At 66.0% G+C, this 16,619-nt stretch carries 14 protein-coding genes; 5 read left to right on the top strand and 9 right to left on the bottom strand.

Features of this window, described 5'->3' with window-relative positions:
- Positions 1 to 35: 35 nt before the first annotated feature.
- A complete protein-coding gene (locus AzCIB_RS14795; protein ID WP_050416603.1) occupies positions 36 to 2,903 on the bottom strand; it encodes an adenosylcobalamin-dependent ribonucleoside-diphosphate reductase in 2,868 nt (955 codons plus the stop codon).
- Between the two features lie 345 nt (positions 2,904 to 3,248).
- Between AzCIB_RS14795 and AzCIB_RS14790 the strand changes: the two genes are divergently transcribed.
- The 5 genes from AzCIB_RS14790 to AzCIB_RS14770 are packed head-to-tail and all read left to right on the top strand — an operon-like array spanning position 3,249 to position 8,286.
- Positions 3,249 to 5,042: an NAD(P)H-dependent oxidoreductase subunit E gene (locus AzCIB_RS14790; protein ID WP_050416602.1), complete on the top strand. Its 1,794-nt coding sequence runs from the start codon at positions 3,249 to 3,251 to the stop codon at positions 5,040 to 5,042.
- A gap of 2 nt (positions 5,043 to 5,044) precedes the next feature.
- On the top strand, positions 5,045 to 5,749 hold the full coding sequence (locus AzCIB_RS14785; RefSeq protein ID WP_050416601.1) for a 2Fe-2S iron-sulfur cluster-binding protein: 705 nt from the start codon (positions 5,045 to 5,047) through the stop codon (positions 5,747 to 5,749).
- Entirely contained in the window at positions 5,746 to 6,300 is a 555-nt protein-coding gene (locus AzCIB_RS14780) for an NADH-quinone oxidoreductase subunit B family protein (RefSeq protein WP_050416600.1), read from the top strand. Before AzCIB_RS14785 ends, AzCIB_RS14780 begins: the two co-directional genes overlap by 4 nt.
- Positions 6,301 to 6,308: 8 nt before the next feature.
- The gene (locus tag AzCIB_RS14775; protein WP_050416599.1) at positions 6,309 to 7,769 is read left to right on the top strand and encodes a Ni/Fe hydrogenase subunit alpha; all 1,461 of its coding nucleotides are present in this window, start codon (positions 6,309 to 6,311) and stop codon (positions 7,767 to 7,769) included.
- Positions 7,762 to 8,286, top strand: coding sequence for a hydrogenase maturation protease (locus tag AzCIB_RS14770; RefSeq protein ID WP_050416598.1), 525 nt, complete (start codon positions 7,762 to 7,764; stop codon positions 8,284 to 8,286). The genes AzCIB_RS14775 and AzCIB_RS14770 overlap by 8 nt, the downstream gene beginning before the upstream one ends.
- On the opposite strand, the gene AzCIB_RS14765 is transcribed toward AzCIB_RS14770, so the two are convergent.
- The 8 genes from AzCIB_RS14765 to AzCIB_RS14730 form a co-directional block, all read right to left on the bottom strand.
- Positions 8,235 to 9,104, bottom strand: coding sequence for an HDOD domain-containing protein (locus AzCIB_RS14765; protein ID WP_050416597.1), 870 nt, complete (start codon positions 9,102 to 9,104; stop codon positions 8,235 to 8,237). The two genes, AzCIB_RS14770 and AzCIB_RS14765, sit on opposite strands and share 52 nt — an antisense overlap.
- Before the next feature lie 23 nt (positions 9,105 to 9,127).
- The gene (locus tag AzCIB_RS14760) at positions 9,128 to 9,940 is read right to left on the bottom strand and encodes a DUF2189 domain-containing protein (protein ID WP_050416596.1); all 813 of its coding nucleotides are present in this window, start codon (positions 9,938 to 9,940) and stop codon (positions 9,128 to 9,130) included.
- Between the two features lie 61 nt (positions 9,941 to 10,001).
- Positions 10,002 to 10,811, bottom strand: a complete 810-nt coding sequence (locus AzCIB_RS14755) for an alpha/beta fold hydrolase (protein ID WP_050416595.1) — start codon at positions 10,809 to 10,811, stop codon at positions 10,002 to 10,004.
- Between the two features lie 3 nt (positions 10,812 to 10,814).
- On the bottom strand, positions 10,815 to 12,119 hold the full coding sequence (locus tag AzCIB_RS14750) for an O-acetylhomoserine aminocarboxypropyltransferase (RefSeq protein WP_050416594.1): 1,305 nt from the start codon (positions 12,117 to 12,119) through the stop codon (positions 10,815 to 10,817).
- 37 nt (positions 12,120 to 12,156) lie between these two features.
- Positions 12,157 to 12,372 carry a DUF465 domain-containing protein gene (locus AzCIB_RS14745; RefSeq protein ID WP_050416593.1) on the bottom strand — a complete coding sequence of 72 codons (216 nt, stop codon included), beginning with the start codon at positions 12,370 to 12,372 and terminating at the stop codon, positions 12,157 to 12,159.
- Positions 12,373 to 12,510: 138 nt separating this feature from the next.
- Positions 12,511 to 14,094, bottom strand: a complete 1,584-nt coding sequence (locus tag AzCIB_RS14740) for a B12-binding domain-containing radical SAM protein (RefSeq protein WP_050416592.1) — start codon at positions 14,092 to 14,094, stop codon at positions 12,511 to 12,513.
- Positions 14,095 to 14,102: 8 nt separating this feature from the next.
- On the bottom strand, positions 14,103 to 14,963 hold the full coding sequence (locus AzCIB_RS14735; RefSeq protein WP_050416591.1) for an HDOD domain-containing protein: 861 nt from the start codon (positions 14,961 to 14,963) through the stop codon (positions 14,103 to 14,105).
- Positions 14,964 to 15,049: 86 nt separating this feature from the next.
- Entirely contained in the window at positions 15,050 to 16,321 is a 1,272-nt protein-coding gene (locus tag AzCIB_RS14730; RefSeq protein WP_050416590.1) for an HD-GYP domain-containing protein, read from the bottom strand.
- Positions 16,322 to 16,619: the final 298 nt, after the last annotated feature.

The following is a 16,619-nucleotide window of genomic DNA, read 5'->3' as shown; positions in this document are numbered from 1 at the left end:
TTTTTTGAGCCTCCGCGAGGACGCTTGGGTGCCGGTCAGCCGCAGGTGCCGACCGCGCCGCATGCGGTGCAGAAGTCGCAGCCGTCCTTGCGGATCACGGAGTGGTTGCCGCATTCGGAGCAGAGCCCGCCCTGCATGACCTTCGGATCGCTGTTCTCGCGCGGGGCTTCGAGAATGCCCATCTCGCGTACCGGATAGCCTTGCTCATCGAGCACGCCGAGCATCGCATAGCGGTGGATGATGAGTTGTGCCATGTAGGCCACGGTGCTCGGGTAGTTCTGCTGGCGGCGGGTGCCCGGGACGAAGGCCATGAAGTCGCCCAGCGGCTCGGGGTAGTTGAGCAGCTTGCGCAGCTTCATGCCGATCCAGGCCGGATCCATGACGCGCATGTCGAGCGACAGGATGCGGGTAAGGCCGTCGAGTGCGCGCGGATAGTTGCCGGACAGCCATACCGAGTACGGGCGCGTGACGCCGTCGGGCAGGGTGATTTCCTTCAGACCGAGGACGAAGTCTTCTGCAGTGGCGGGGTTGGCGATATCGACGGTCCAGGACAGCGTGCCGTCGGTGCCGGTCTTGGGTTCCTGCAGGCTGAAGAGGGTGTCGAGCACCGGGGTCGGGGTGTCATTCACCTCGAGGGCACCGAGCTTCTCGCAGCGGTAGCGCACCACCTGGGCGAAAGCGGAGACCACGCCGGGGAACATGGTTTTCTCGCCGTGCGGCGGGAAGGGCATCTCGAAGGATTTTTCGCCGATCGTGCGGGCCAGGGTTTCGAGCTTGAGCTTCAGCCAGCCGCGGTCGTTTGCGCGCATGTCCATCGACAAGGTCTTGGCGACGGCGCCGAGGCCGCGCGGCTGGTCTGCGCCGTTGACCCACACTTCGAACGGGAAGGAGCCGCCGTTATTGCCGACCTGGCCGACGAAGAGGGCAAAGTCGCCGGTCGGAGTGCCGAGCATGTAGGTCCAGGCCATGTTGCCGTCCGGCAGCTCGGGGCGGCCGGGCCAGCGCAGGCTGGAGAGGACGGGGGCGGGCAGGCTGTTGATCGACAGACGCTTGTTCGGGCCGGAAAGCTCGACGTCTTGCGGCTGCTTCTGCTCGGACGATGGGGTCACGGAGAGCACGGAGCCCAAGACGGAGTTGGGACGATAGGTCGCAAGTCCCTTGAGGCCGGCCTTCCAGGCGGAGAGGTAGAGGTCCTCGAACTCGGTGTAGGGGTAGTCCTCGGGGACGTTTACGGTCTTGGAGATCGAGGTGTCGACGAACGGTGCGACCGCGGCGACCATGTCCTTGTGGGCCTGCGCGGAGATTTCGAGCGCGGTGACGAAGTAGGACGGAAGGCTCGCGACGTTGCCGCCGAGGTGCTTGTACAGGCGCCATGCGTAGTCTTCGACGGCGTATTCCTTGTAGGTGCCGTCGGCCATGCGCTTGCGCCGGGTGTAGGTGTAGGAGAAGGGCGGTTCGATGCCGTTCGACGCGTTGTCCGCGAAGGCGAGCGAGATCGTGCCGGTCGGGGCGATCGACAGCAGGTGCGAGTTGCGCAGGCCGTGCTTGCGGATCTTGTCCTTGACCTCGGACGGCAGGCGCGAAGCGAAGTTGCCGCCGGACAGGTAGAGATCGGCGTTGAACAGCGGGAAGGCGCCACGTTCTTTGGCCAGCTCGACCGAAGCGAGGTAGGCGCGATCACGCATGTATTCGGAGATCTTCGCGGCGACGGTGCGGGCCTCGGGGCTGTCGTAACGCTTGCCGAGCATGATCAGGGCGTCGCCGAGGCCGGTGAAGCCGAGGCCGACGCGGCGCTTGGACTGTGCCTCGTTCTCCTGCTGCTCGAGCGGCCAGTGCGTGACGTCGAGCACGTTGTCGAGCATGCGGATGGCGACGTCGACGACCTTGCCGAAAGCCGCGTAGTCGAAGTCCGCTTTGTCGGTGAAGGCGTTCTTCACGAAGGGCGTGAGGTTGATCGAGCCGAGGTCGCAGCAGCCGTAGGGAGGGAGGGGTTGCTCGGCGCAGGGGTTGGTTGCCTCGATGGTTTCGCAGTAGTACAGGTTGTTGTCCTGGTTCATGCGGTCGAGGAACAGGATGCCCGGCTCTGCATGGTCGTAGGTCGATCGCATGATCTGGTCCCACAACTCGCGCGCGCGCAGCTTGCGGTACACCCACAGGCCGTCATCGCGCTGGTAGGCGCCGGCGGCCTTGAGGTCGTCGATCGGTTCTGCCTTGTGCGCGAGCTCGACATCGGTGTCGGTGTCAACGGCCTCCATGAAGGCATCGGTGACGCCGACGGAGATGTTGAAGTTCGTCAGGTCACCGTGGTCCTTGGCGTGGATGAACTCCTCGATGTCGGGGTGATCGCAGCGCAGCACGCCCATCTGGGCTCCGCGGCGCGCGCCGGCGGACTCGACCGTTTCGCACGAGCGGTCGAAGACGCGCATGTAGGATACGGGGCCGGACGCGTTGGACAGGGTGCCCTTCACGAGGGCGCCCTTCGGACGGATGCTGGAGAAGTCGTAGCCGACGCCGCCGCCGCGGCGCATCGTCTCGGCGGCTTGGGCAAGCGCGGTGTAGATGCCGGGGCGGCCGTCGACGGCTTCCGAGACGGAATCGCCGACCGGCTGGACAAAGCAGTTGATCAGGGTTGCCTGCAGCTTGGTGCCGGCGGCGCTGTTGATGCGGCCTGCGGGGACGAAGCCTTTTTCCTGGGCTTCGAGGAACTTCGCTTCCCAGTGGGCGCGCTTTTCTTCGGCCTCGACGGCAGCGAGGGCCCGCGCTACTCGCGCGCGGACTTCGGTGACGCTCTGCTCGTCGTCCTTGGCATATTTTTCGATGAGAACTTCGCCCGAGATTTCCTGCGGGGCGAGCGTCGAGGCGTCGGCCTTGCCTTTGGCCTGCGAATTGATCGTCGTGCTCATGGTCTTTTTGAGTCCGTGTGTGAGTCCGTTCGATGGTGTGTGTTTCGGCGTGAAGAATAGCTCGCCATGTTCGATTTTGCAAAAAAATAAAAGCACGTAAAAACAAGGCGTTAAGAGTTATTGCGGTATGTCAAGTGCGGGGTGATTACTATATCTAGTAGCTCATTTGGATGGCTCTCGGCGCTGAAAGTCGCGCCCGCAAAGGGTTTCGGCGCAGTGTCCGGATGCGTCGGGCGATGGCCGTCCCGCAGGCGGGGGCAGAAATATTTGTGTCCTTCCCTGCGACGCACTGCAGCATCACTTGCTGCTAAACTTCTTGCATAGAGCATGCTCCGGAGTTTGCCCATGCAAGATGCCGAGCGGATAGCAGCACAGGCGGTCGAGCGCCACCGGCGAGAACCTTCGCAACTGCTGCAGATTCTTATTGAAACGCAGGACGGAATCGGCCATTTGCCGGCGGCGTCGCTGACGCGGATTGCGGACCTGCTCGACTTGCCGCGTTCACGCGTGGAAGGTGTGGCCGGGTTCTACAGTTTCCTGTACGCGGAGCCTGTCGGGCGTTACCGCATCCTTTTTTCCGACAACATCATCGACCGGATGCTGGGCAGCCGCGGGCTGATGGAGAGCCTCTGCCGCCAGCTGGAGGTGGCGCCGGGAGATGTGTCGGCAGGCGGGGCGGCGAGCGTCGACACCACGTCATGTACGGGTATGGGCGATCAGGGGCCGGCGATCCTGGTCAATGGGCTTGCCGTGACGCGACTCGACGAGGCGCGAGTCGAGCGCATCGCATCGCTGGTGCGCGCCGGCACGCCTTTGGCCGAGTGGCCCGCAGAGTATTTTTGCGTCGAGGACAACATCCGCCGGCGGGGGGCGTTGCTCGGGGAGGACTTCGTTCCCGGTGCTGCGCTGCAGGCGGCAATGGCGCGCGGGCGGCAGGGCTGGCTCGAGGAAATGCGCATTTCCGGGTTGCGCGGGCGTGGCGGGGCGGGCTTCACGACAGCGGTGAAATGGATGGCCTGTCGCGATGCACCGGGTGCCGACAAGGTGGTGGTGTGCAACGCGGACGAAGGCGAACCGGGCACGTTCAAGGATCGCGTGCTGCTCGCGAGCCAGGCGGAGCGCATCTTCGAGGGGATGACCCTCGCGGCGTGGGCGACGGGCGCGCGGCAGGGCTTGCTGTACCTGCGGGGCGAGTATCGCTATCTGCTGAAGCATCTGCGGGCGGTACTGGCGCTGCGTCGCGCGGCGGGGCTTCTGGGAGCGCGGATCCTCGGCGAAGGGGGATTCGACTTCGATATCGACATCCATCTGGGCGCCGGGGCCTACGTGTGCGGCGAGGAAACGGCCTTGCTCGAATCGCTCGAAGGCAAGCGCGGCACGCCGCGGATCAGGCCGCCGTTCCCGGTCACGCACGGCTATCTCGGACGTCCGACGGTGGTGAACAACGTCGAGACGCTGGCGAAAACCACGCTGATCGCACTGCAGGGCGGTTCGGCGTTCGCGGCAACGGGCACGCCGCAGTCGACGGGCACGAAACTTCTTTCGATCTCGGGAGACTGTGCGTATCCCGGGGTGTATGAGTATCCCTTCGGCGTGACGATCGAGCACGTGCTCGAGGACTGCGGCGCGCACGATCCGCAGGTCGTGCAGGTGGGCGGCGCGTCGGGCGTGACGATCGCGGGGCACGAGTTCCATCGGCGTATCGCGTTCGAGGACGTACCGACGGCTGGAGCCTTCATGGTCTTCGATGGCCGCCGCGACCCGTTCGAGATGGCACGCAATTTCGTGCATTTCTTCGCGCACGAGAGTTGCGGATTCTGCACGCCGTGCCGCGTCGGGACGGCCTTGCTCAAGGGCTACATGGACAAGCTCGCGAGCGGGAAGGGGGCGAAGATGGATCTGGCCGACATTGAATGGCTGGACCGGCTGCTGAAGAATGCGAGCCATTGCGGGCTTGGGTCGAGCGCACCGAATCCGGTGATCGACACGCTGATCAAGTTCCGGCCGGCCTACGAGCGGCGGCTCGTGTCGCTCGACTTCAAGCCGGCGTTCGACCTCGATGCGGCGCTCGAAACGGCGCGCCGCATGACCGGTCGTGACGATCCGGCTGCGCACCTGGATTGGCGGGAGGAGGTTTAGCGATGGGCGGGAAGTTCCTGTTCGACGGGCGGCCGGTGCCGTTCGAGGAAGGCCAGACGATACTCCAGGCCGCACGCGCGGCCGGGCACTATATTCCTCACCTGTGCTGGCACCCGGATTTTCCGCCGCACGGCTCGTGCAAGCTGTGCATCGTGAAGGTCGGCGGGCGCCACGTTTCGTCCTGCGCGTTGCCGGCGCGGGACGGAATGGAGGTGGAAAGCAACACGCCGGAGATCAACGGCGAACGGCGCGCGTTGTTGCAGATGCTGTTCGTGGAGGGCAACCATTTCTGTCCTTCGTGCGAGAAGAGCGGCAACTGCCAGTTGCAGGCACTGGCCTACGAGCTGGACATGAGCAGCGCGCGCTTCGCGCATTTCTACCCGGACCGCCCGGTGGACGCGTCGCATCCGGACGTGCTGCTGGATTTCAATCGCTGCATCTTCTGTGAGTTGTGCGTGCGGGCGTCGCGGGATGTGGATCACAAGGGCGTGTTCGCGCTGACCGGTCGCGGCATTGGTAAGCATCTGGTCGTGAATGCGGAGTCGGGGCGGCTTGCCGATACAGACTTCGCCGTGAGCGACCGGGCTGCGAACATCTGCCCGGTCGGCGTGATCTTGCACAAGCGGGTGGGCTTCGCGGTGCCGATCGGCGAGCGCAAGTACGACGAAGCCTCGATCAGCATCGTTGCGATGGAGAAGGGCGAATGAGCGACAGCATCGGTATGCCCCGCGTGCGTGTTGCGACGACCTCGCTGGCGGGATGTTTCGGCTGCCACATGTCCTTCCTCGACATGGACGAGCGCCTGCTCGAGTTGGCGAAGATCGTGGAGTTCGACCGCTCGCCGCTGACCGACATCAAGCATTGCGGACCCTGCGACATCGGCCTGATCGAGGGGGGCGTGTGCAATGCCGAGAATGTGCATGTGCTGCGCGAGTTCCGCCGCAACTGCAAGACGCTGGTCGCGATCGGCGCGTGCGCGATCAATGGCGGTCTGCCGGCGCAGCGCAATCATCTCGATCTCGGCGACTGCCTGCAGCAGGTGTACGTGGGGCGCGACGGCATCGAGGAGGGGGGCGTTCCGGACGATCCCGAACTGCCGCTGCTGCTCGACCGGGTTCACCCGATTCACGAGGTGGTGCGGGTCGATTACTTCATACCGGGATGTCCGCCGTCGGGCGAAGCGATCTGGAAGTTCCTGACCGACCTGATCGGCGGTCGGACGCCGCGCCTGGCGCATCCCTTGTTGCGTTTCGATTGAGGTCTCGCATGGATTCGTCGCTTGAAACCGCTGCCGACAGGGAGCATTTGCACCGGGTCGTGATCGACCCGGTGTCGCGTGTCGAAGGGCACGGCAAGGTGACGCTGCTGCTCGACGACGACGACCATGTTCGCGAGGCGCGTCTCCATATCGTGGAATTCCGCGGCTTCGAGGTGTTCATCCAGGGGCGCCCGTACTGGGAGGTGCCGGTGATGGTGCAGCGCCTGTGCGGCATCTGTCCCGTCAGCCATCACCTTGCGGCGTCGAAGGCGATGGACCGCGTGTTGGGCATTCCGGTCACGCGTTCGGCCGAGAAGCTGCGGCGCCTGATGCATTACGGGCAGATCCTGCAATCGCATGCGCTGCACTTCTTTCACCTGTCGTCGCCGGACCTGCTGTTTGGCTTCGAGTCCGAAGTCGGCAAGCGCAACATCGTCGGTGTCGCCGCGGCTTACCCGGAGGTGGCGCGGCAGGGGGTGCTGCTGCGCAAGTTCGGGCAGGAGGTGATCCGCGCGACGGCCGGCAAGCGCATCCACGGTACGGGCTCGGTTCCCGGCGGGATGAACCGGCATCTCGCGGTGGAGGACCGGGACGCGCTGCGCGCGGAGATCGACCACATGGTGGAGTGGAGCCGCGCGGCGGTCGAACTGGTGAAGCGGCTGCATCGGGCCGATCCCGCCCTGTACGACGAGTTCGGGCGCTTCCGCGCCAACGTGATGAGCCTGGTGCGGGCCGACGGGGCGATGGATCTGTATCACGGGGCGCTGCGCTTCCGCGATGCAGACGGAAAGATCCTGGTCGATAAGGTGCCGGACCAGTCTTACCGCAGTCTCATCCGGGAGCAGGTCAAGCCCTGGAGCTACATGAAGTTCCCTTACCTGCAGCAGCTGGGGCCGGACGAGGGGTGGTACCAGGTGGGGCCGCTCGCGCGGGTGCAGAACTGCGATTTCATTCCGACTCCGCTGGCCGAGGCGGAGCGCCGCGAGTTCATCGATCACGGCAGGGGCGAACCAGTCAGGGCGACGCTGGCCTATCACTGGGCGCGGATGATCGAGATGCTGCATGCAGCGGAGGTGATTCGCGATCTGCTGGGGGACGGCGACCTGCTGGAGGGCGCGCTGCTGGCGGACGGCGAGCGCGGGAACGAGGGGGTCGGCATCATCGAGGCGCCGCGCGGAACGCTGATCCACCATTATCAGGTCGGTGACGACGACCTCGTCACGATGTGCAACCTGATCGTGTCGACGACGCATAACAACCAGGCGATGAACACGGCGGTGCGGGAGGTCGCGCGTCGCTACCTGGACGGGCGGAAGCTGACGGAGGGTTTGCTCAACCACATCGAGGTGGCGATCCGGGCTTACGATCCGTGCCTGTCCTGTGCGACCCACGCGCTGGGCAAGATGCCGCTGGTGCTGGAACTGGCGGATGCCGGCGGGGAGGTCGTGGATCGGGTGGTGCGTGACTGATTCCGGCCGGCTGGTCGTTTTCGTCACCGGCAACGAATCGCGCGGGGACGATGCGGCGGGACCGTTGTTATTGCACGGTCTCGAGGGCGACCTGCCGGCGGGTGCGCGGGTGGTGTGCGAGTTTCAGCTCCAGGTCGAGCATGCGCTGGAGCTGCGCGGCGCCGACGTGGCGCTGTTCATCGATGCCGCCTGCGGCCTGGAGGCGCCTTTCGAGTTCGCCGAAGCCGACGGGAAAGGGCCGGTGTCGAGTTTTTCCCATGCGCTGTCGCCTGCGGCGGTGCTGGACGTGTTCCGCCGCATCGAGGGGGCGGAACCGCCCCCGGCCTTCATTCTGGGGCTGCGCGCTGTCCGCTTCGAGCTGGGCGAGGGTTTGTCGGCGCTCGCGGAGGAAGCGGTGGAGGCGGCCCTTCCATTTGTCCGGGCGTTGTTCGAGGTGCCGCAGCCGGACCGCTGGCGTGCGGCGGCTCAGGCGCGTGCGCGTTCGTTGCCGAGGTTCGGGAAGAAGAGCGCGGTATAGCCCGCCAGGTCGAGTTCGGCGCTTTCACGGATGCGGCGCAGGCTGACCGGTTCCATTTCGAGCAGGGTCCAGATCGTGGGGTCCATGCGCTCTGCCGCGGCGGTGCTCGATTCGTTTTCCTGGTCGGCTTCGGCAATGCGCGCGGCCACGTGCACCATCGCTGCCTCGTAGACGTAGTCGCCGCCGAGGCGCGGCACGGTCTGTGCACCGATGATGTCCACGAAGCTCGTCGGCAGGCGCCACTGTGCCATCAGCGCGGCGCCGACTTCGGCGTGGTCGCAGCCGACGATGCGGCGTTCTGCTTCGTGCAGCGGTTCGCGGGTGCCGGCCGCGATGGTGCGTGCTTCGTGCGCGAGTTCCGGCACCGTCTGGTGCATCACCAGATGGCCAATGTCGGACAGCATGCCGATGACGAACAGCCGTTCGACTCCGATCATGCCCTGGTTTCGGCCGATTTCGCGTGCAGCGAGGCCGCGCATGACACTTCCGCGCCAGAAGCGCGGCATGTCGAGGTGGCGGGGCGCGAACAGGGAAAAGGCGCCGCTCACCGATATGGCAAGCACGAGGTCGTGCACCTGCTGGATGCCGAGAACCGTCACGGCGCGCGAGATGGTGTCGATCTTCCCGCCGTAGCCGTAGAAGGCGCTGTTGGCAAGGCGCAGCAGGCTGGAGGCGATTGCGGGATCGGCGCTGATGGCATGGGCGACGCTGCTGGCCGACCCCGTCGGCGCGTCGAGTTCATCGCGAATGCGCAGATATACGGTCGGCAGCGATGCGAGCGTTATGACGTTGGCGACAAGTTCCTGAGCGGAGTGCATGACGGTGGTCCGAGGGGGCTTGTTCAAGGGGTGCCGGTCGGTGGCGGCGCGTCGCCGACGGGGGCGACGAGGTCGCGGTACGCGTGCCAGCTGGCATGACCGACGACGGGCATCAGTACCACCAGTCCGAGATGGAAGCTGAGGAATCCGATTATAGTCAGTATGACTATGAGCGAGGCCCACACGATCATCGCGCCGGGGTTGCGGGCGAGTGCGCCGATGCTGGCGAGCATCGAGGATATGGCGTCCTGGTTGCGGTCGAGCATGAGGGGGACGGAGATCACGCTCGCGGCGAAGACGATGCAGGCGAACAGCAGGCCGACGCTGAAATAGACGAGCAGGAACTCGAGATTCTCGAGCGTCACGAGCTGGTTGAGAAAGCCGCTGAGGTTGGGGAGTTCGTTGGTGTAGAAGAGGGCGAAGATGACCAGCGAAGCGCGTGCCCAGACGAGGAAGACCACGCCGAGGACGACCGCGAAGATGCCGATGTTGCCGGCGTTGCGCCGCCACACGGTGAGCGTCGGCAGCAGGGCGCAGGCCTGTCCTTCTTCGTGCCTGCGGCTGATCTCGTACAGGCCCATCGCGAGGAAGGGGCCGAGCAGCAGGAATCCTGACGTCATCGCGGCGGTGTATTCGTAGGCGTGCTCGAACACCATTGTGACGAGCAGGCCCATCGCCGCGAAGCAGAAGCCGTAGAACAGGCTGGGAATCGGACAGGCACGGAAGTCGCCGATCCCGCGCCCGATCCAGCGCAGGGGGGCGCCCGCATCGACTTCGCGGACAGTTGGAAAGACTGGTTCCTCCGCTGCCGTACCCGTATCGTTCTGCTGCGACATGGCTCTCTCCTGTTGGGGGGTCTTGTCGTGCGGCAGCGAACGGGGCTTCCCTGTTGTTGTGTTATGCGCTGGTGAGGAAGCCTCGCATGGCATCGCCGACCGCATCGGGCGCTTCGGCCATCATCGCATGACCGGCGCCTTTGATCACTATCATACGCGCGCCGCCGGGAACCTTGGCGAGCGCTTCCTGCAGGGGCTTGACGGCCTTGCGGGGCGTCATCTGGTCGCGTTCACCGCACAGCATCGCGCACGGGACGGCGATGCGCGCTGCGGCGTCGAGGCCGCCCTGGTAGGCATTGCATGCTGCGAGGTCGTTTGCGAGCACGCCTTCGCGCTGGCGTTCCATCAGGCGCTGGTTGAGGCCGATGAGGGAAACGCCGGGGACGGGGCTCGCGCCGAGCTGCGAGGCGGGGGTGTAGGACCACTGGTTGATCATCCCGTGCGCGGCAGCGCGCGCGTTTGCGGCGGCTTCGAGGAGCGGTGGCGCGACGGGCATCGGTGCGACGCTGCCGATCAGGATGAGTTTCGAGATGCGCGCCGGCGCCTGCGCGGCCGTCTGGAGGGCGACGAGCGAACCCATGCTGTGGCCGGCGAGGGCGGCGTGGACGACGCCCGCGGCGTCGAGCAGGGCCTCGACCCAGTCCGCGAGGGCCTCGATGGTGGGCAGCGCGCTGCCCTGCGAGCGTCCGTGGCCGGGGAGATCAGGGGTGAGCACGGCGAAGCCGTGGTGTGCGAGCTGACGGGCCTGGTAGTTCCACACGCTGTGGTCGTGGCCGGCACCGTGGATCAGGACGACGACAGGCTGCTGTCGGTCGAAGGGGCGGCCGCCGGTGTAGAGGTAGGCGGGCGTGTCGTTGACGCTCAGTTCCATGGCTTAACCCTGCTCGACACGGCTGGCGGCGTAGAGGCCGCGGTTGAGGTCTTCGATGAGGTCATCGACGCTTTCGAGTCCGACCGACAGGCGCACGGTGCCCTCGCCGATGCCCGCGGCGGCGAGGTCCTGCGCCGACATGCGGAAATGGGTGGTGCTGGCCGGGTGGATCACGAGGGACTTGGCGTCGCCGACGTTGGCCAGATGGGAGAACACCCGCAGGCCTTCGATGAAGGCGCGGCCGGCGGCGCGGCCGCCTTTCAGTTCGAAGGACAACACCGAGCCGGCGCCGTCGGGCAGCAGGCGGGCGGCGAGCGCGTGGTCACGGTGGCTGGCGAGGCCGGGCCAGGCGACGTGGGCGACGAGCGGATGGGCCGCGAGGTGTTCCGCGACCTTGCGCGCGTTGGCGACGTGGGCGCGCATGCGCAGCGGCAGGGTTTCCATGCCTTGCAGGATCTGGAAGGCGTTCATCGGCGACAGGCAGGCGCCGAAGTCGCGCAGGCCCTCGCGCCGCGCGCGCAGCAGGAAAGCGGCGATGGGCGATTCCTCGGCGAAATCCATGCCGTGGAAGCCGTCGTAGGGTTCGGTGAGCGTCGGGAAGAGGCCGGAGGCTTCCCAGTCGAAGCGCCCGCCGTCGACGAGCAGGCCGCCGACCGCGACGCCGTGGCCGCCGAGGAACTTGGTCGCCGAGTGCAGCACGAGGTCGGCGCCGAGTGCGAGCGGGCGCTGCAGGCAGGGGGTGACGAGGGTCGCGTCGACCAGCAGGGGGATGCGATGGGCGTGCGCGATGTCGGCGACCGCGGGGATGTCGAGCACGTCGAGGCCGGGATTGCCGAGCGATTCGCCGAAGAAGAGGCGCGTCTCGGGACGGACGGCGGCGCGCCAGGCGTCCGGATCGTGCGGATCGACGAAGGTGGTGGTGATGCCGAAGCGCGGCAGCGTGTAAGCGAGCAGGTTGTGCGAGCCGCCGTACAGCGCGTGCGAGGCTACGATGTGGCCACCGGCGCCCATCAGCGTGGTGATCGCAAGGTGCAGGGCGGCCTGTCCGCTCGCGACGGCGATCGCGCCAACCCCGCCTTCGAGGGCGGCGATGCGTTCTTCGAGCATCGCGTTGGTCGGGTTGGAGATGCGCGTATAGACGTGGCCGGGGCGTTCAAGGTTGAACAGCGCCGCAGCGTGGTCGGTGTCGGGGAAGACGTAGCTGGTGGTGAAGTAGATGGGGGCGGCGCGGGCGCCGAAGGCGGGGTCGGGAGACTGGCCCGCGTGGAGTGCGAGGGTTTCAGGTCCGAATGTCTTGGGTTGGGTCATCGGCGGTGCGGTTTCCTGTCCTCGGGGCGAGCGGGGCTTACGCCAGTTCGTTGGGGTCGAGCATGCGCTGGATGACGGAAATGCGGTCCTTGAGGGCGAGCTTGCGCTTCTTCAGGCGGCGCAGCAGCAGTTCGTCTTCCTGCGGGGAGTCCTGCAGACGCGAAATGGCGTCATCGAGGTCGCGGTGCTCGTTGCGGAGTTCCGTGAGCCGGATCTGCAGGCTGGTGACGTGGTCGAATGCTTCCTCGGTCATCGGGGACCTGCTCGGGCTGGGCGTGTGCACGCCGTTGGAGGGATGTTCAGACCGGCAATCTTATGCGCCGCGCGGGGCAATGACAACTTGCTGCGCAGCATGGCCGTGCGATCCTTGGACGGCACCGCGTGCCGTGCCTCAGGCGGTTGGTGATGGTTCCTTGCGCACGACGGCAATCGGGGCGGCGGAACGCGCCTTGTCGGCCTGCAGGTCCGCGCCGAGCAGGGCCTTCAGTCCCGCCGGTTGGCGCGGGTGCGTGGGGAAGTCGCGCCGGGCGGCTTCGAGCTGGGCGCGGTTGGCGCTGAAGTAGCGGGCTGCCTGGATCACGTGCGGGAGGTTCCTGATCAGGTGCCAAAGACTCCAGCGGTGTTCCCACAGGCGGCGGGCGAAGCGGCGGCGGTAGCCCTTGCTGTCGTAGAAGCGGCGGACGTGCCAGTTGTAGAGGGCGTCCATCTCTTCGCGCGAGGCGAAACCTTCGGGGCGGTAGACGAAGTTGAGGCAGTTCATCAGGCGCCAGTCTTCGCGGAAGTCGCCGCTGCTGCCGTCGGCGCATTCGTCCCAGATCGGCGCGCCGTACATGGGGCTGAACTTGGTCATGTTCATCTCGTCGAGGTCCAGCGAGAGGATGAAGTCGCTGGTCGCGTGCAGCGTCTGCGGGGTCTCCCCGGGCAGGCCGAAGATGAAGAGGCCCTTGGCGCGCAGGCCCGCGGCGTGGATCTTGCGGACGGTGTCGCGTACTGCGTCGAGGGTGACGCCGGCCTTGTGGCGTTCCATCATCGCCGGATCGGCCGATTCGATACCGAGGGAGACCATCAGCGCGCCGGCGCGTTTGAGCTGGTGAAGCATCTCTGCCGAGGTGTGGCCGGTGCGGATGGCGCAGTTGAACTGCATGCCCAGCGGCTTTTCGATGAGCAGGCGGCAGAGTTCGTCGACGCGCTTGCGGCTGGCGGTGAACAGGTCGTCGTAGAAATTGATGTGGTGGACGCCGAACTTGTCGCGCAGGTGCTTCATGTGCGCGTAGATGTACGCGGCCGAGTTGACCTTGTAGAGGCGCTCGAACACGGTGCGGTCGCAGAACGAGCAGGTGTAGGGGCAGCCGCGCGAGGTGATCATCGTGGCGCCGTGGCGTTGCGCGTACGAGAAGAGCGGCAGGTGGTAGCCGGCGGGGAAGCCGGCGAGCTTTTCGTAGGCGGGGAAGGGCAGTTCGTCGAGGTCGAGGATGCGCGGCCGGCGCGGGTTGGCGACGATGCGCGGGCCGTCGCGCCACACGAGATTGTCGATCGCAGCGGGGGGCTTGCCGTCGGCGAGGTCGAGCAGGGGGCCTTCGCCCTCGCCGATGCACAGGTAGTCGATCTCGGGGAAGTGTTCGAGCAGCGGCGCGCCGATCGAGGAGGCGTGGACGTTGCCGAGCACGATGCGGATGTGCGGGCGCCGCCGCCGGATACTCGCCGCCATGTCGACGGCGTCCATGAATGCTGAGGTCGTCGCCGAGAAGCCGACGAGTTCGGGGTTGGTGGCGAGAATGACGTCGACGTTGGCGTCGATGCCGGCCGGTGCGAATGGGCCGAGGCAGTCGTGGACGGCGGTTTGGTGACCGTGTTTGTCCAGCCAGGCGGCGAGCGACAGGACGCCGATCGGCGCCATGCGGTTGGCCAGCACCGAGAAATCGGGCTGTCCGGGAACGAAGTTGAAACCGGCGGGATGGACGAGGGTGACGCGCATGGGGGGCGTCAGCTGCAGAGCGCAGCCAGGATCAGCTGGCGGTTTTCGCGGGCCGATTCGAGCAGATGGTCCAGGTCCTGTTGGTCGATGCCGTGCGTGGCTGCGTCAAGAAGGCTGGTGCGGTGATCCAGCCCGAGGAGCTTGTCGAACGGATTGGGCGTTTCGGCCGCAAGCTCCGCGACGAAAAGGATGTCCGCGAGGTTCGCGGGGGGCCAGGAGCCGCCGTAAGGATTGCTGCACTCGAACGCGTCCAGGATCGATTCGGGCAGTTCGAACACATCGAGCACGGCCTCGCTGACGGGTTCGCTCCAGGTGGTCACGAAGCCTGCAAAACGCGGCAGATCGTCTTCCAGGGCGGGATACTCGGCAGCGCGGGCCAGTAGCAGGAACTGCCCGATGTCGGCCAGCATGCCTGCGAACATCGCGGTGTCGGGATTCACGACACGCAGATCGCGGGCGAGGGCGTAGGACCAGGCCGCGACATCGACCGCGTGCATCCACAGCCCGGAGGCGATGGTGCGCATTTTGGGCGAGCGGTGATCCTGTGCGAGTTGTTCGGCCGCGACCGAAAAGGCAAGGCAGCGCAGCGACGAGAGGCCGATGCGACGCACGGCATCGGCAACGTTGGTGATGGGGGTGGCCTGGGGGTTGAGTGCGACGGCGTTGGCCATGCGCACCGTCTTGGCGCTGAGAACGGGCTCGGTCTTGACTGCCGCGGCGATCTCTTCGAGCGAGGACGCGGGGCTGTCGGCGAGCCGCTTGATGCGTAACGAGACGTCGAGGGAGGTCGGGAAGCTGAGATGGCCTTCCGCAATTTCGGCTTCGATCTGCTCGCCGAATGCTCGTGCCTGAGATTCGAAATCCTTCATCGCGCCCCCGGATGCATGTTGTTCGTGAAAGTTTACCCTGCCTGGACTTCGGTCGGGAGTTCGTTGCGACGACACCCGGACTGCGGTCAGGTTGTCGCGGGAATGCTGCTGCCGTCGAGCGCGCGGATCAGCGGGGCGATTCGTTCGAGGGGACTCCCTTCCATCTGCGCTTCGGCGCGAAGGTGCAGGTTGCGCGCGAGGTTGCGCATGCGCCATTCGATTTCGCGGATCACGAGATTGATTTCGGCGATGAGTTCGCCGTCGAGGTTGCCGACGCCGAGCGAATCGGCCTCCATGACCCCGGTGGAGCGCAGCGACTTGAGCAGGTTGTGGAGCAGGGCGAGCGCATTGGTGGACGTATGTCGCACGAAGGGCGTCGGGGCCTGTGCAATCAGCGATTCGGCCTCCGCCATGGCGGCGTTGATGCGTCGGCAGCTTTCCTGGACGCGTGCGTTGAAGCCCCCCTCCGGCGTTGTCCCGAACACGTCGTCGCCATTACGCAAGGCTTGCGTGATGACCGCGACTGAATCGTGGTCGAATTCTTCGGGAACGATGCGCAGCGCCAACGAGGCGCGCAGGGCGGCGCCGTCGTCGCCGCGGGACAGGATGGCGCCGACGGAATCGGCGACCGCGAGCCACGCACCGAGCCGGCTGTGCCCGCTGCGGTCCACCTGGTTCGGGTAGCCGCTGCCGTCGAGGCGTTCGTGATGGTGCGCGACGCACTGGCCGACTGCGGCCGGCAGCGTCGTGAGTTCGGCGATGAGGAGTTGGCCGACGCGCGGGTGACTGGCCACGTGCTTCCATTCTCCCGGTTTGAGCCGGTAACTGTTGTTCAGGTAGTCGGGGTTGATGTACATCTCGCCGAGGTCGTGCACCAGGGCCGCCATCAGCAGGAGCTGGGCGTCGTGATCGGTCGCATTCAGACGCGCGGCGATTCCGGCGCAGATGATCACGGTGGTCTGTGCATGCTTGAAGCTGGCGCTGCCCTTGGCATGCGCGGTGGTGAGGAGAAGGCGCAGCGGTTGCGGGAGCGGCACGTTGCGCATGCCGTTGATGAGCCCGATCGCGTCGCGGTTGACGATGCGGGCGAGCAGCGGATTCTGTTCGATGTGTGCCATGCATGCGCTGGCGACGTCGCCGAATGCGACGGCGCCCTCGACGGCGAGGGTCGTTTCGAGCGGCTTCGCGAGTTTGCGGCGCAGCAGCTTTTCCTGCAGGTCGGCGGAAACGGGCTTGCCCTTCGCCCAGAGCTTGATCCCGCGTTCGTCGTAGATGTCTTCCGCAGCTTCCACCGTCCGCGTTTCCGCGAGTTCGACGATGCGCTCCAGGCAGTGCTGATTGACCGAATTGAATAGCATGATGTGCTTGTCCTGACAGCAGAGCCGGAGGCTGCTGTGCAGCCGGCATGATACCGGCGGCTATTTTGGGCGCTTGCCGCGAGGGGAGCAATAGGTGATTTTGCCCCCCACGTGCCGAGCGCGCGACGGACGGAGGCGGGGAGGGGTACGCGAATTTCCGGCTCTGTGACGAATGCATGGGATGCCGATGTGTTCTTGATGCGGATCACGTACTTTTCCGGTAAATCTCCATACGCTTATATCGCCTGCATGCCCCGCGCCGGACTCCTGTGCATTGGATCTCCGGCGACGGCCCGAA

This window comes from Azoarcus sp. CIB (assembly GCF_001190925.1).
Taxonomy (GTDB): Bacteria; Pseudomonadota; Gammaproteobacteria; order Burkholderiales; family Rhodocyclaceae; genus Aromatoleum.
This window is presented reverse-complemented; position numbering and strand designations above follow the sequence as displayed.

Bases quoted from the DNA above. Each gene is read 5' to 3' on its own strand.
- AzCIB_RS14760 (WP_050416596.1), bottom strand. From the start codon at position 9,940: ATGTCGCAGCAGAACGATACGGGTACGGCAGCGGAGGAACCAGTCTTT.
- AzCIB_RS14765 (WP_050416597.1), bottom strand. From the start codon at position 9,104: ATGCACTCCGCTCAGGAACTTGTCGCCAACGTCATAACGCTCGCATCG.
- AzCIB_RS14795 (WP_050416603.1), bottom strand. From the start codon at position 2,903: ATGAGCACGACGATCAATTCGCAGGCCAAAGGCAAGGCCGACGCCTCG.
- AzCIB_RS14745 (WP_050416593.1), bottom strand. From the start codon at position 12,372: ATGACCGAGGAAGCATTCGACCACGTCACCAGCCTGCAGATCCGGCTC.
- AzCIB_RS14790 (WP_050416602.1), top strand. From the start codon at position 3,249: ATGCAAGATGCCGAGCGGATAGCAGCACAGGCGGTCGAGCGCCACCGG.
- AzCIB_RS14775 (WP_050416599.1), top strand. From the start codon at position 6,309: ATGGATTCGTCGCTTGAAACCGCTGCCGACAGGGAGCATTTGCACCGG.
- AzCIB_RS14740 (WP_050416592.1), bottom strand. From the start codon at position 14,094: ATGCGCGTCACCCTCGTCCATCCCGCCGGTTTCAACTTCGTTCCCGGA.
- AzCIB_RS14750 (WP_050416594.1), bottom strand. From the start codon at position 12,119: ATGACCCAACCCAAGACATTCGGACCTGAAACCCTCGCACTCCACGCG.
- AzCIB_RS14785 (WP_050416601.1), top strand. From the start codon at position 5,045: ATGGGCGGGAAGTTCCTGTTCGACGGGCGGCCGGTGCCGTTCGAGGAA.
- AzCIB_RS14755 (WP_050416595.1), bottom strand. From the start codon at position 10,811: ATGGAACTGAGCGTCAACGACACGCCCGCCTACCTCTACACCGGCGGC.
- AzCIB_RS14780 (WP_050416600.1), top strand. From the start codon at position 5,746: ATGAGCGACAGCATCGGTATGCCCCGCGTGCGTGTTGCGACGACCTCG.
- AzCIB_RS14730 (WP_050416590.1), bottom strand. From the start codon at position 16,321: ATGCTATTCAATTCGGTCAATCAGCACTGCCTGGAGCGCATCGTCGAA.
- AzCIB_RS14735 (WP_050416591.1), bottom strand. From the start codon at position 14,963: ATGAAGGATTTCGAATCTCAGGCACGAGCATTCGGCGAGCAGATCGAA.